The organism is Lacinutrix sp. (assembly GCF_029238095.1).
GTDB lineage: Bacteria > Bacteroidota > Bacteroidia > Flavobacteriales > Flavobacteriaceae > Lacinutrix.
The window spans coordinates 62,946-75,555 of record NZ_JAQWGS010000012.1 but is presented as its reverse complement, the minus strand read 5'-3'; the positions used below and the strand labels follow the sequence as shown (position 1 = coordinate 75,555).

Genomic DNA, 12,610 nt, shown 5'->3' with positions numbered 1-12,610 from the left:
AAAGACTCTGCTAAAGCTGTAGATTTATTACATTCTGATAAGGTATTGATAGAAGGTAATGCACCTCGTGGACGCGATGTAAAAGCATAAGAATTATAAGTTTTAATCTATTTTACAGTGTTAAACTTTATTTGACTTTCTAAAAAAAATAATCTAAATTCGTTTAACATCTGATAAAAAACATTGAAACGCTTTTTTATCAATGCATTGTGCACAAGTTCCCAGAATGAAAAAATGAACATTGAATGAAAAATAAAATTTATGAATTATTAAATAAAAATCAACTTTTTATAAAATTCATTTATGGATTAATTATTTTAAACGTAATTATTTTAATTTTCGAATCTTATAAGAATATAAAAGTTTCATATTCAGTTTACTTTTACTATTTTGAGTTAATTTCTGTAATAATCTTCACAATCGAATATTTGTTAAGACTTTGGACTTCAGATTTGAACAATAATTTAAAAGGAAACTCAATTAAGAAAAGAATAAAATTTGGATTTTCAACATTTGGAATTATTGATTTAATAGCAATATTGCCATTTTATCTACCTTTCTTTATTCCTTTTGACTTGAGAATTGTTCGAATATTAAGACTATTTAGATTATTTAGAATTTTTAAACTTGGTAGATATTCAAAATCTTTAAATACAATAACTAGTGTTTTGAAAAGCACAAAATCTGAATTAGCAATCACAGGTTTTGTTGCATTTATTTTATTAGTTTTATCTTCAACAATAATGTTTTATTTTGAAAACACTGCTCAACCAGAAAAATTTGCGAGTATTGGCCATTCTTTTTGGTGGGCTGTTGCTACTTTAACAACTGTTGGTTATGGTGATGTTTACCCAATAACAGCAATGGGAAAAATTATGAGCGGAATAATTGCATTAATCGGAATTGGATTCGTTGCACTACCAACAGGAATTATAAGTTCAGCTTTTATAGAAAGAATTCAAAAAGAGAAAAAAAAGGAAAAAAATTGTAAATGTCCTAATTGTGGGACTGTAATTAATAAATAGAATATTATGAATAAAGGAGGATTTTCGTGGAAAAAATTAAGTGGCTATTCAGGAGCAAAGTCAAATCTTTCAAGAAAAATTGGTGTTCCACTTACTAAAAGTGGGAGAAATCAAAAAGTTGGAAAAATAGTAACAAAAGGTTGTTTAGGAATATTTATAGCTTTGACTTTTCCGATTTTATTTCTTGTACTAGTTATCTTCAATTTGAATTAAATTAGGAAAAATAAAACACCTGTGCACAACACCGTATATAATTTATTGCTGGCTTCTTGCCCACTTACGAAAGTCCTCGCAGAATTTCTTTATCCGTAATTATTTACTAAATTAGTTGCTTAAAACACGCAACAAACCATATACAAAAACGTTAAACGAACTTTTCCAAAAATCTAAAAAATTCTACAAAAAATTAGCCTTATACCATTCCACTTGGGCTTTTACACCTTCTAACAAAGTGGTTTGCGGATTGTAATTTAACAATTGCCTCGCTTTATCTATATTCGCTTTAGTTCGCAATTGATCTCCTGCTCTGGCTGCAACATGGTTTATTTTTATAGATTGCCCAATTACTTGTTCTACAGCATCTATACCATCTTGTGTGGTGTGCTCGACCTCTGTTCCTAGATTAATAATTTCTCCATTAACTTTAGCTTCATTACCAATAACGCTTACAATTCCATCTACAATATCGCCAACATAAGTAAAACTTCTTAAGTGAGAGGCACTGCCTTGATAGAATGGAAACTCGGTATTGTTAAAAGCACACATAATTAGTTTAGTGTACATTTTTTCTGGACGTTCTCTTGGACCAATTACAGAATACAAACGCAAAGAACAGGACTGCAACAATTTCTCTCTACTTTTTTGCAATACTAACTGCTCTGCTGCCAACTTGGTTACACCATAATGCGATGCTGGTTGTGGTGCAATACTTTCTGGAAAGGTAGCTTCTAGTCCATAAATTGAAGAAGTCCCAATGTTTACCATCAGTTTTAAATTGGGTAACATTAAAGCATAATCAATTAAATTTTTAGTAGCAATAATGTTATTGTTAAAATAATCTTCAAACGTTGAGGAAGCCGAAATACCAGGCTGTGCTGCAAAATGAAAAATATAGTTAATGTCCTTTGGGAGCACTTCCGCGAAAGCGTTATCGCGCAAATCACTTTTTATAATAAACACGCCTTTATTGTTAAGTGCTTTCTCGTTTAAATGCTTAAGTTCTAAACTATAATAATCGTTAAAATTATCTAAACCAATAACCTCATGACCTAAACTTTTTAAACGTTCGCAAGTGTGAGAACCTATAAAACCTGCTGCTCCTGTTACTAAAATCTTCATATTCTTGTTTGTTGTATTACAAAGAAACATATTTTATTCTTAAAAAAGCAATACATTTGCAGTACTTTAAAAGTAATTTATGAGTTACCAATTTACCATCGTTGTTCCTGTTTATAATGAAGAAGACAACTTATTACGTGTTGAAACTGAACTTTTAGCCTACACAAAAATAGCGACTAGAACAACTAAAATATTATTTGTTAACGATGGTTCTAAAGACAAAAGTCAACAAATTATTGAAGACATTTGTAATAGAAATCCTGAATTTTCTTTTATCGCTTTTAAAGACAATCGTGGTTTAAGTGCTGCTATAAAAGCTGGTTTTGATTATACAGAAACCGAACTTGTAGGTTATATTGATAGCGACTTACAAACGGCTCCAAACGATTTTAACTTACTTCTAGAACACATTGGACCTAACGATTTGGTAACAGGTGTTCGTGCCAATAGAAAAGATAGTTTTGTTAAAAACATGAGTTCTAAAATAGCCAATGGTATTCGTCGTAGTTTTACACACGATGGTATGGATGATACAGGTTGTCCATTAAAGGTTATTAAAACTGATTTTGCTAAGCGCATTCCTATGTTTAAAGGTTTACATCGCTTTTTACCTGCCATGATTTTACTACAAAACGGAACCGTTAAGCAAATTCCAGTACAACATTTCCCTAGAGTTGCTGGTGAGGCAAAATTTGGTGTTTGGAATAGATTACTTGGTCCTTTAATGGATTGTTTTGCTTATCTATGGATGAAAAAAAAGTATATTAATTATGAGGTTGCTAAAAAAGACTAATGAGCGACTGGTTAATATATAGCATTGGGTTTTTAGCTCAAATTTTATTTTCGTCTCGACTTATTATACAATGGATTTCAAGCGAAAAAACAAAAAAAGTGGTCACACCAACTTTGTTTTGGACCTTAAGTTTAATCGCCTCGTTTTTACTTTTTATTTACGGTTATTTAAGAGATGATTTTGCTATTATGCTTGGCCAAGCTTTAACTTATTTTATATACATTAGAAATTTACAGCTTCAAAATCAGTGGAAAAAAATTCCTGTTATTTTGCGCTACATTCTACTATTTATGCCTCTTTTTGTTGGTGTATTCTATTTTAACAATAACAGAATAGATGTTACTATTTTCTTTAAAAACGAAGATATTCCATTTTGGCTATTATTATTAGGTATTATCTCGCAGGTTATTTTCACTCTACGTTTTGTTTACCAATGGTTATATTCTGAAAAACAAAAAGACTCAGCGCTGCCTTTTGGCTTTTGGGCTTTAAGTTTAATAGGATCAATTCTAATTTTAACGTATGCTATTTTTAGAAAGGACCCAGTGCTTTTTACAGGTCATATTTTAGGAACTATAATATACATTAGAAATCTAATTATTCTAAAAAATCAAAATGCTTAACACGCTGAAAAAATATCCAATACCTGCCATTTGTTTGCTTGTAGCAGTTATGCTATTGCCTAATTTAGAGTTATTACAAGTCTCTATTATGGAAGCGCGAAATTTTATCACAGCGCGAGAAATGCTTACTTACGACCATTGGCTATTAACCACAATGAACAATGTAGCGCGTTACCAAAAACCACCTTTACCTGCTTGGTTTTCTGCGTTTAGTGGTATTTTATTTGGCGAAAAAAGTCTATTTGCCATGCGTTTACCAGCCGTTTTAATGGTGATGCTTTCTGGTAGTTTTATGTATTATTTATCGCGAACTATTTTAAAAGGAAGAACGCATAGCCTTTTTAATGCGCTTATTCTTATCACCTCTTTTTATGTTATTGGTATTACTTTTGAGGCTCCTTCAGATATTTTTACACATGCATTTATGTTGGTAGCTATTTACTACTTCTTTAAACTGTTAAGTAAAAAGAGTAAAGCATGGAAACATGCTTTGTTGGCTGGTACTTTCTTAGGTTTCTCAATACTCGCAAAAGGTCCAATTTCTATTTACGCGTTATTACTTCCATTTTTAATAGCTTATGGCTTTAGCTTTAAATACAAAAATATAAAACAGAAAGCGTTGCACATCATTAGTGCTATTCTATTAGGCCTAGCCATTGGAGGCTCTTGGTATTTATACGTTAAGCTACAAGATTCCAGTACATTGGATGCTATTACAACTCGTGAAACAAGCACTTGGACAGGCTATAACACCAGACCGTTTTACTATTATTGGAGTTTCTTTACACAAAGTGGTATTTGGACTATTCCTGCCTTTATTTCCTTGTTATATCCTTACTTAAAAAAACGTGTAAGCCATTATAAAGCCTATAAATTTAGTTTTCTTTGGACTATTACTGCTGTTATTTTACTATCGTTAATACCAATGAAGAAGTCGCGCTATTTAATGCCTGTATTAATTCCTTTGGCTTTTAATATTGGTTTTTATATCGAATATTTATTTAGAAAATTTAAAACGCTAAAAGACAAACGCGAAACTGTTCCTGTTTATTTTAATTTTGGTTTAATTGGGCTTTTAGGTGTTGTGTTTCCAATAGCTATGTATCTGATGTTTAAAACCGAATTACAAGACCATCTTTTTAATTTTATTTTAGCATCAATAGTATTATTTACCATTGGTGTTTTAATTTTATTTCAGTTAAAATCAAAAAATATTAAAAGTGTTTTTCTACTCACAGTTCTCTTTTTTGTTTCGGCTTTGGTTTTTGTTATGCCGCTTTCCGAAGCATTTAAAAATGAAACTTTTAAAAGTCTTTCTACTTTAAATGAAGAAAACCAAAAGCGTGACATTAAACTTTATGCTATAAACTATATCGCTCCAGAAACCATTTGGGATTATGGAGCTGTTATTCCAGAAATTGAACGAAAAGATAAAGCTTATATTTTTCCTAACGATAAAAGGTTTGGAATACTTGTGAATGCTATGAGTCCTGAAAATGAAGACGAAATACGTTCTAAATATAACATGAAAGCACTTGGAGAATACGATTTAAATCACTTTGGAAGTACTTCAAATCAAAACAATCCACGTTTAAAAAGTATATTTTATATTCTTGAAAAGAAATAATAACACTACTCTACTTTGTTATAGCTAAATCTTTTTTGTAAGTATTTATCTAACTTATAAAAGGTAAAACCAGAGAGTGCTCCAAAAACAAAACCACTAACAACATCTAATGGAAAATGAACTCCAATATAGATACGACTGTAACCCATTAATGCTGCCCAAAAAAGTAACATAAAAATAAGATACTTATAACGATCTCTTAGCATTAAGCCTGCAAATACAGCAACTGCCATAGAATTACTTGCGTGTCCTGAAAAGTAACCAAATTGTCCACCACACCATGATTTTACTAAACGCATATGGTCTATTAAATCTGCATTATGGCAAGGTCGCAAACGCATAAACAATACTTTTTTAAATAAATTTGTAACTTGATCTGTAACTAAAATCATTAATGCAATAACTATTATAGTTAGAATAAACATTTTAGTATCTAACCGTTTATAGGTTAAGTAGGCTAAAATTGCATAAAAAGGAATCCAGTGTTTTTTATCTGTATAAAACAGCCAGAAACCATCCCAAGTTTCTGTACCCAAATTGTTTAGGTAAAGAAATAATTCGTGATCAAGTGCTACTAATTGGTCTACCATTAAATTTAGTTATTATTTATTGAGATTACAATTTGTCTATAAAAGCGGCTAGCAAAGACAACTGTATTATTCATCGTAACGCGTAACTTCTCTATCGTAAAAAGCTGTGGCTTCTTTTATCAAATTTTCTGTTTCCATTTCTAACTCTTTTTGATCATGCTGGTCAAAGTCCTCTAACCATTCCACCTCATCGTCTTCTAAGTTTATGATAAACATTGGAAACTCTGTATGGATTACAAAAATAGCGTTTGGAAAATCGGTATTATCGCCTAGTATGAATTTTGGAAGTGTCATTTTTAGTTGTTTTATTTTTGTAAAATTAACTTTTTCGTGAGATAATTGAATCTTAAATACAATAAAATTGAAGCTGTTGTTAAACCAGCTAATAATCCTAACCAAATACCAAAACTAGCATAAGCGTTTTCTTTACCTAAAAACCAACTGATAGGAAAACCAACTAACCAATAAGAAATAAAGGTTATTAATGTAGGAATTTTTACATCTTGTAAACCACGTAATGCACCTAAAACTAAAACTTGAATACTATCACTTATTTGAAAAACAGCGGCTGCCAATAATAATTTTGAGGCAATACTTACCACTTCCATATTATCATCAAAATTAACAACATCGTCAAAATCTACATAAATTCTTGGTAAATAATTATGAAATATGGCAAACAAAATAGCAAAGCCAATAGCGAAAATAGTACCCAATAAAAATAAAGAGAAAGCTATACGACGTAACTCATGGTATTTTTTTAAACCTTTTTGATTACCTACTCTAATCATAGACGCAACACCTATTCCCATAGCGACCATAAAAGTCATAGAACTTAAGTTTAAAGCTATTTGGTTTGCAGCCTGTGGATTTTTACCTAGCAAACCACTTAACCAAATCGCTGCTGTAAAAATGGTGACTTCAAAAAACATTTGCATGGCACTTGGTGCTCCTAAATCTATAATTTTTCTTAGCATTAAAGTATCTAAAACAAATAATTTAATATTAGTTACAAAAGCTTTAGACTTCTCTTTTTTCTTTAATAAATACCACAAATACCACAACATAACAAATCGTGATACTAAAGTTCCATAAGCTGCACCAACAATTCCTAATTCTGGAAAACCAAGTTTTCCAAAAATTAGTACATAGTTTAAAGCTACATTTATAACATTCGCTAAAATTGTAGCATACATAGGATACTTTGTCATAGACAAACCATCACTAAATTGTTTAAACGCTTGAAAAATAATTAACGGAATTAAAGAAAACGCAACCAAATCTAAATATGGCATGGCTAATTCTACAACTTCAATAGGTTGATTCATTAAATACATTAAAGGCTTTGCAAAAAATAAGAGTAAGAATAATAAAACACCTAAAACCGAACACAGAAAGATACCATGCTTTAATGCCGATTTTCCTCCTGCAAAATCCTTTGCAGCATCTGCTTCTGCTACCAAAGGCGTTATGGCTGTACTAAAACCAATACCAAGAGACATAGCAATAAACATAAAACTGTTTCCCAGTGATACTGCAGCTAATTCTGCTGTACCTAATTGGCCAACCATAATATTGTCTACAAAGCTAACAAAGGTATGACCAAGCATACCTAACATTACTGGTGCTGCTAGTTTCCAATTGTATTTAAACTCTTTAGTGTAGTTGCTTAAAACCATTTGGCAAAAGTAGTGCTTAGGTTATTGGTTTACGAATTTTATTTTGAGAGTTTTTAGAAATCTAATAAAATAACGAAGTAAATTTTTATTCCAATTTAATCTTAATACCAGAGATAAGGTAATCTGGATTATCAGTTCCAAAAGTTAAAAACAGATACAAATAATCATCACGAATTAGTGGTGAAATAAATCCTCCTAAATGGTCTGAGGTCCACTCAAATTCAGGATATTTATTATAAATATTTACAGGATTTACAATTAAAGGACTTCGTTCATCATGAATCCATTGCTTGTCTTCTAAAGACATTAGTCCATACTCTCTATTAAACGAGGTTAAATATTCTGACGGTAGTTCTTCGCTACCAATTAAAATATAAAGTTTAGAATTATACGATATATAACTTGCATCATCTGCTTTACCATGCAGATAGCCTGTTTCATTTTTTGCTTTATGAATAACTTGAGACGACAAAACACCATTATTAGTATTAAACAATTCTAGAATATTTTTTGTTGTGATTTCATGAATTTCAGACTCAATAAAATTAGAACTCCTTCTATGTAATAATACTCTATATAAACCATTATGTTTTGTAACAGCTAACGGGAAACTATTTTGTGAAGCACCATGCCATTCGGGAATTTGTATTTCTTGAGGTTGTTTAACAATTTCAAGTACTTTATTAATAATCATGTAAGCTGATGTAAAGTTCCCATTAGGCTGCTCTACTCCTAGAAGCACCAAAAAAGTACCATCTTGTAATTCTAAAGGATTTCCAGTACTAAATACATTTCCTGTTCTCTTGGCAAACGGAATCTGATCTGTACTCAATAACTTTTTTTCTTGAAATATCCAGTTTTCTAAATCTGGACTTGTTGCATGATAAATAGCTCTTTTTTCGTGAGCTCCAAAAACAACTGGTATTAATAATACATAATCGTTTTCTGCTCTTTTAATAATACCTCCAGATTGGATATAATTAATATACTCCTCTTCTATATGTGTTGGGTAGTCTTTAAATAAGGGCTTATTATTAATAATTTTATAATTAATAAACGGATTAAAGAACTCTAAGGTTTCACCTTCGTCCATATTAAAAAAACCTGCATATGTTTCTCCAAGTGTTATCCAACCAGAATCTTCATCTACACTTATAATTTCTACCATATTACTGGCTTCTTCACTTTGCGTGATAAACCAGACTTGATTATCTGTGGCTTTAATTAATAGGTTTGTTAATGCCTTGTAATTTGTTTTAATCCTATTATTTGCTTCATCAATTTCTGTGACTATTATAGGATTTATTCTGGCAATATTGCTTTCTGTATCAGAAATCAAACAATTATTTAAAACGCTATTTAAGTTATCTTTAGATTGAAAAGACAGATTCAAAACCGCAAGAAATAAAAGTAAAAGCCTTTTCATAAAAACTGATAATATATTGTGTTAAGAAGATAAAACATCTTAGTAGACCTTAATGTGAAGCTATAATTTAGATACAGAAACCTTAGCCGCTTCAAACTCTTCAACCATTTCGGCAACAATATCCTTAACAGACTTAATATCGTGTATTAATCCTGCAATTTGACCAATTTCTAATTCGCCATCTTCTAAATCGCCTTCAAACATCCCTCGTTTTGCTCTTGCTCTTCCTAATAGTTCTTTTAGTTGTTCTGGAGTTGGTGCTGTTTTGTAAAGTTCTTGTAACTGGTTGTAGAATTTATTCTTAATAAGTCTAACTGGAGCTAATTCTTTTAAAGTGAGTTGTGTATCGCCTTCTTTAGCATCTACTACAACTTGCTTAAATGCTTGGTGTGCCGAAGATTCTTCACTCGCTACAAAACGACTTCCAACTTGAACTCCGTCTGCTCCAAGAACCATACAAGCTAATATGGCTTTTCCTGTAGCAATACCACCAGCTGCAATTAACGGTATTTGCAATTGCTCTTTTACCATTGGTATTAAGGTTAGTGTTGTAGTTTCGTCACGACCATTGTGTCCTCCAGCTTCAAAACCTTCGGCAACTACAGCATCAACTCCTGCTTCTTGTGCTTTTAATGCAAACTTTACACTACTTACAACATGTACAACTGTTATTCCTTTATCTTGCAACCATTTTGTCCATGTTTTTGGATTTCCTGCTGATGTAAATACAATTTTAACACCTTCCTCTACAATAATATCCATAATCTCTGTAATGTTTGGATATAGCATAGGTACATTTACACCAAAAGGTTTATTAGTAGCTGCTTTACATTTTTGAATGTGTTCTCTAAGTATATGAGGATACATACTTCCTGCCCCAATAAGACCAAGAATTCCAGAATTACTTGCTGCAGAAGCTAATCGCCAACCAGAATTCCAAATCATTCCTGCTTGTATAATTGGGTGTTGTATTTTAAAAAGTGATGTTATTTTATTTTGCATAATATTAGTTTGTAAAATGCTTATTCAAGCTTAGCGTGACATAAATGATACTTTAATATTTTAAGAAATTACTCCAGAACCAACCAACTCGTCTTCTAAATACCAAGCCACAAATTGACCTTCAGTAATCGCAGATTGTAAATTTTCGAATTCAACATACAAACCAGAATCTACTTTGTATAATGTTGCTTTGTCTAATGGTTGTCTATAGCGAATTCGGGCTAAAACATTCATGGTCTCATCTGTCTTTAATGCTAAATCTGGTCTTACCCAATGCAATTCTTCATTAGAGACAAATAAAGCGCGTTTATATAAACCAGGATGATTTTTGCCTTGTCCTGTATAAATAACGTTTTCCTTGACATCAGTATCGATAACAAATAAAGGCTCTACTTTTCCTCCAACAGACAAACCTTTACGTTGACCTTTTGTAAAATAATGTGCACCTTGATGCTTACCTACAACTTCACCATCCGCTACTGCATATTCTGCTTTTCTACTCAAATATTGAAGCTCCTCAGTTTTTGTATTGAAAGACTTTTTAGTGTTTGTGTAATTAAAATTATTCTTTGGAATTTCAACTATTACACCTTCTTTTGGTTTTAATTGTTGTTGAAGAAAATCTGGCAAACGTACTTTACCTATAAAACAAAGCCCTTGAGAATCTTTTTTATCTGCAGTAATTAAGTCTGCTTTTGCTGCAATATCACGTACTTCTGGTTTTTGAAGCTCTCCAATTGGAAACAATGCTTTGGCTAATTGTTCTTGTGATAATTGGCATAGAAAATAAGATTGGTCTTTATTATTATCTTTTCCTGCCAATAATTGAAACACTTCTTTAACGTCTTTTTCAATTGTCCCTTTTCTACAGTAATGACCAGTCGCAACATAATCTGCACCAAGGTCTAAAGCAATTTTCATGAAAACATCGAACTTTATTTCTCTATTGCATAAAACATCTGGATTTGGTGTGCGTCCTTTTTCATATTCATTAAACATATAGTCTACAATACGCTCTTTGTATTGCGCGCTCAAATCTACAGTTTGAAAAGGAATGCCTAATTTCTCTGCAACTAACATAGCATCGTTACTATCGTCAAGCCAAGGACACTCGTCTGAAATAGTAACAGAATCGTCATGCCAGTTTTTCATAAAAAGACCGATTACGTCATAACCTTGCTGTTTTAATAAATAAGCAGCAACACTAGAATCTACACCTCCCGAAAGTCCTACAATTACTCTTTTTTTCATTCTAACTCCCTTAACTTTAAGGTGATTTATATTAAGTCAACAAAGATACAAGAATTTAATTTTTTGTAACTAATATTTCAGTATTCTAGAGCCTCTAAGTTTTTTGTTTAACGATTGTTGTGAAAAGTTTAACAAAACTTTAATTCGATGCGTTTAATCTTTTAATAAGTTTGTAAAACAAAATAATTGCAATTAAAAAGAATATTAACAAACAAAATCAATTAACAATGAAAAATTTAAGAAAATTACCAGTATTACTACTTATTGTATCTTTAGTATGGTCATGTAGTAATGATGACGACGCAACCACACCACCAGCAGCACAGCCATTAAACATTGTACAAACAGCACAAGCTACTGCAGATTTAAGTATGCTAGTTGAAGCTGTTATTCAAACTGGATTAGTCGATGCGCTTTCAGCAGATGGACAAAGAACAGTTTTAGCACCAACTAATGCTGCTTTTCAAGATTTACTAGATAGTAATATGGCTTGGAACAGTATAACAGATATTGATAATGCTGTATTAACACAAGTATTATTAAACCATGTTATAGATAACGAAAACATTTTATCTGGAGCTTTGGCTGGAAACACAGGATATAGAAATACTCTAGCTTCAGGACCTGGTGGAACTAACTTAAGTATCTTTTTTAACGGTAATGCTGGTGTAACTTTTAATGGTTCTTCTAGTGTTGTTTCTGGTTTAGCAGATATATCTACGAGTAATGGTATTGTACACGTTGTAGATACAGTAATAGCTTTACCTACATTATTAACTTTCGCAACAGCTGATGACACTTTTTCAAGTTTAGAAGCTTCAGTATTATTACCAAATCAAGGTGCTGTAGCAACTGCATTAACAAATGCAACTCCAACTGCTCCTCTAACTGTTCTTGCACCTACTAACGCTGCATTTACAGCTTTATTGAATTCTAATCCAGCATGGAATGGACCTGGAGATATTGACGACGCAACACTTACTGCTGTACTAACTCACCATGTTACTGCTGGAAATGTAACTTCTGGATCATTAACAAACCCAGGAACTACAACTGCACCAAGTGTTCAAGGTCAAGATTTTTCAATCACATTACCAGGAACAAATGGAAACATTGCAGATGTAACAGATGGTTCTAACAATACAGATATAGGTATTATTGCTGTAGATGTACAAGCTTCTAACGGAGTAATACATGCAGTAAATAAAGTATTATTACCTATGTAATTTTAAAATATTTAAGGTAAAAGGCATTTT

General features: G+C 31.6%; 13 protein-coding genes. 6 read left to right on the top strand and 7 right to left on the bottom strand.

All coding sequences use genetic code 11. The features are described from left to right. Positions 1-245 precede the first annotated feature (245 nt). A complete protein-coding gene (locus P8H50_RS04145) occupies positions 246-1,025 on the top strand; it encodes an ion transporter (protein ID WP_300205902.1) in 780 nt (259 codons plus the stop codon). Between the two features lie 6 nt (positions 1,026-1,031). Continuing rightward, positions 1,032-1,238: a hypothetical protein gene (locus tag P8H50_RS04140; protein ID WP_300205900.1), complete on the top strand. Its 207-nt coding sequence runs from the start codon at positions 1,032-1,034 to the stop codon at positions 1,236-1,238. A 183-nt stretch (positions 1,239-1,421) separates the two neighbouring features. Here P8H50_RS04140 and P8H50_RS04135 read toward each other — a convergent pair whose 3' ends face one another. Then, positions 1,422-2,363 (bottom strand): NAD(P)-dependent oxidoreductase, encoded by a 942-nt coding sequence (locus P8H50_RS04135; RefSeq protein ID WP_300205898.1) that lies wholly within the window; start codon positions 2,361-2,363, stop codon positions 1,422-1,424. A 79-nt stretch (positions 2,364-2,442) separates the two neighbouring features. Here P8H50_RS04135 and P8H50_RS04130 point away from each other — a divergent pair, with 79 nt between their 5' ends. The 3 genes from P8H50_RS04130 to P8H50_RS04120 are packed head-to-tail and all read left to right on the top strand — an operon-like array spanning position 2,443 to position 5,406. Next, positions 2,443-3,156, top strand: a complete 714-nt coding sequence (locus tag P8H50_RS04130) for a glycosyltransferase family 2 protein (protein WP_300205896.1) — start codon at positions 2,443-2,445, stop codon at positions 3,154-3,156. After that, the gene (locus P8H50_RS04125) at positions 3,156-3,779 is read left to right on the top strand and encodes a lipid-A-disaccharide synthase N-terminal domain-containing protein (RefSeq protein ID WP_300205894.1); all 624 of its coding nucleotides are present in this window, start codon (positions 3,156-3,158) and stop codon (positions 3,777-3,779) included. The genes P8H50_RS04130 and P8H50_RS04125 overlap by 1 nt, the downstream gene beginning before the upstream one ends. Next, entirely contained in the window at positions 3,772-5,406 is a 1,635-nt protein-coding gene (locus tag P8H50_RS04120) for a glycosyltransferase family 39 protein (protein WP_300205892.1), read from the top strand. The genes P8H50_RS04125 and P8H50_RS04120 overlap by 8 nt, the downstream gene beginning before the upstream one ends. A gap of 5 nt (positions 5,407-5,411) precedes the next feature. Here P8H50_RS04120 and P8H50_RS04115 read toward each other — a convergent pair whose 3' ends face one another. The 6 genes from P8H50_RS04115 to mnmA all read right to left on the bottom strand — a co-directional run bounded on the left by P8H50_RS04115 (position 5,412) and on the right by mnmA (position 11,354). Next, complete coding sequence (locus tag P8H50_RS04115; RefSeq protein WP_300205891.1) at positions 5,412-5,996, bottom strand: phosphatase PAP2 family protein; 585 nt, start codon at positions 5,994-5,996, stop codon at positions 5,412-5,414. A gap of 66 nt (positions 5,997-6,062) precedes the next feature. Beyond that, positions 6,063-6,290 carry a hypothetical protein gene (locus P8H50_RS04110; RefSeq protein ID WP_300205889.1) on the bottom strand — a complete coding sequence of 76 codons (228 nt, stop codon included), beginning with the start codon at positions 6,288-6,290 and terminating at the stop codon, positions 6,063-6,065. Between the two features lie 11 nt (positions 6,291-6,301). Continuing rightward, positions 6,302-7,675 carry an MATE family efflux transporter gene (locus tag P8H50_RS04105; RefSeq protein WP_300205887.1) on the bottom strand — a complete coding sequence of 458 codons (1,374 nt, stop codon included), beginning with the start codon at positions 7,673-7,675 and terminating at the stop codon, positions 6,302-6,304. 85 nt (positions 7,676-7,760) lie between these two features. Further along, positions 7,761-9,014, bottom strand: coding sequence for a hypothetical protein (locus tag P8H50_RS04100; protein ID WP_300205885.1), 1,254 nt, complete (start codon positions 9,012-9,014; stop codon positions 7,761-7,763). Between the two features lie 147 nt (positions 9,015-9,161). Further along, positions 9,162-10,103, bottom strand: a complete 942-nt coding sequence (locus tag P8H50_RS04095; RefSeq protein WP_300205883.1) for a nitronate monooxygenase — start codon at positions 10,101-10,103, stop codon at positions 9,162-9,164. 60 nt (positions 10,104-10,163) lie between these two features. Then, on the bottom strand, positions 10,164-11,354 hold the full coding sequence (gene mnmA / locus P8H50_RS04090; RefSeq protein ID WP_300205881.1) for a tRNA 2-thiouridine(34) synthase MnmA: 1,191 nt from the start codon (positions 11,352-11,354) through the stop codon (positions 10,164-10,166). A gap of 227 nt (positions 11,355-11,581) precedes the next feature. Here mnmA and P8H50_RS04085 point away from each other — a divergent pair, with 227 nt between their 5' ends. Next, positions 11,582-12,580: a fasciclin domain-containing protein gene (locus P8H50_RS04085; RefSeq protein WP_300205879.1), complete on the top strand. Its 999-nt coding sequence runs from the start codon at positions 11,582-11,584 to the stop codon at positions 12,578-12,580. The last annotated feature ends 30 nt before the right edge of the window (positions 12,581-12,610 follow it).

Excerpts from the sequence above, each read along its gene's own strand:
- P8H50_RS04095 (WP_300205883.1), bottom strand. The coding sequence starts at position 10,103 with ATGCAAAATAAAATAACATCACTTTTTAAAATACAACACCCAATTATA.
- P8H50_RS04085 (WP_300205879.1), top strand. The coding sequence starts at position 11,582 with ATGAAAAATTTAAGAAAATTACCAGTATTACTACTTATTGTATCTTTA.
- P8H50_RS04135 (WP_300205898.1), bottom strand. The coding sequence starts at position 2,363 with ATGAAGATTTTAGTAACAGGAGCAGCAGGTTTTATAGGTTCTCACACT.
- P8H50_RS04145 (WP_300205902.1), top strand. The coding sequence starts at position 246 with ATGAAAAATAAAATTTATGAATTATTAAATAAAAATCAACTTTTTATA.
- P8H50_RS04110 (WP_300205889.1), bottom strand. The coding sequence starts at position 6,290 with ATGACACTTCCAAAATTCATACTAGGCGATAATACCGATTTTCCAAAC.
- P8H50_RS04130 (WP_300205896.1), top strand. The coding sequence starts at position 2,443 with ATGAGTTACCAATTTACCATCGTTGTTCCTGTTTATAATGAAGAAGAC.
- mnmA (WP_300205881.1), bottom strand. The coding sequence starts at position 11,354 with ATGAAAAAAAGAGTAATTGTAGGACTTTCGGGAGGTGTAGATTCTAGT.
- P8H50_RS04120 (WP_300205892.1), top strand. The coding sequence starts at position 3,772 with ATGCTTAACACGCTGAAAAAATATCCAATACCTGCCATTTGTTTGCTT.
- P8H50_RS04115 (WP_300205891.1), bottom strand. The coding sequence starts at position 5,996 with ATGGTAGACCAATTAGTAGCACTTGATCACGAATTATTTCTTTACCTA.
- P8H50_RS04125 (WP_300205894.1), top strand. The coding sequence starts at position 3,156 with ATGAGCGACTGGTTAATATATAGCATTGGGTTTTTAGCTCAAATTTTA.
- P8H50_RS04105 (WP_300205887.1), bottom strand. The coding sequence starts at position 7,675 with ATGGTTTTAAGCAACTACACTAAAGAGTTTAAATACAATTGGAAACTA.
- P8H50_RS04140 (WP_300205900.1), top strand. The coding sequence starts at position 1,032 with ATGAATAAAGGAGGATTTTCGTGGAAAAAATTAAGTGGCTATTCAGGA.